1 protein-coding gene is annotated in these 603 nt (G+C 61.5%); it reads left to right on the top strand.

Going from position 1 to position 603, the window contains the following annotated elements; genetic code table 11:
* Positions 1-230: 230 nt before the first annotated feature.
* On the top strand, positions 231-603 hold a 373-nt coding region (locus EN780_RS36745), incomplete at its 3' end, for a proline racemase family protein (protein ID WP_189557114.1).

The following is a 603-nucleotide window of genomic DNA, read 5'->3' as shown; positions in this document are numbered from 1 at the left end:
GGGGCGCCCTGTCGGCGAGTGCCGCCTCCCGGTTATCCCCTTGACCGCTGAGGAGGTTAAACTGGTTGACAAGGCGCTTGCAGCGGCAGCTGCCTGACGCGATCCGGTCGTCCCCGGGGCTTCGTTGCCCTGGGTATCCGGCTGCTGCAACTGGTCCTGGACATTCGTTCTTCCTCGTCCAGCATCGGATTGCACGATTTCATGGCCGGCCTGGCAGAAAGGATTGAGGAATGCGGTTGTCGCGGATGATCAACGTCGTGGGCGCTCACGCCGAGGGCGAGCCGAACGACGTCATTACAGGCGGTGTCATCGATGTTCCCGGCAAGACCATGTTCGAGAAGGCACGATGGCTGGAGACCAAAGGCGATGACCTTAGAGCCTTTCTCCTGCATGAACCTCGCGGCAAGGTCACGCTCTGCACCAACCTGGTTCTGCCCTCGTCTCACCCTGACGCTCAGATGGGTTACGTCATCATCGAACCGACCTCCTATCCGCCGATGTCGGGCACGAACACCATATGCACGGTGACCGTGCTCCTGGAGACCGGGATCATTCCGATGCAGGAGCCTGTCACCAACCTGACGCTTGAGGCGCCAGCCGGCC

The organism is Mesorhizobium sp. M4B.F.Ca.ET.089.01.1.1, assembly GCF_004022605.1.
Lineage (GTDB): Bacteria > Pseudomonadota > Alphaproteobacteria > Rhizobiales > Rhizobiaceae > Mesorhizobium > Mesorhizobium abyssinicae.
The sequence above is the reverse complement of the archived record's forward strand: the minus strand, read 5'-3'. Positions and strand labels throughout refer to the sequence as shown.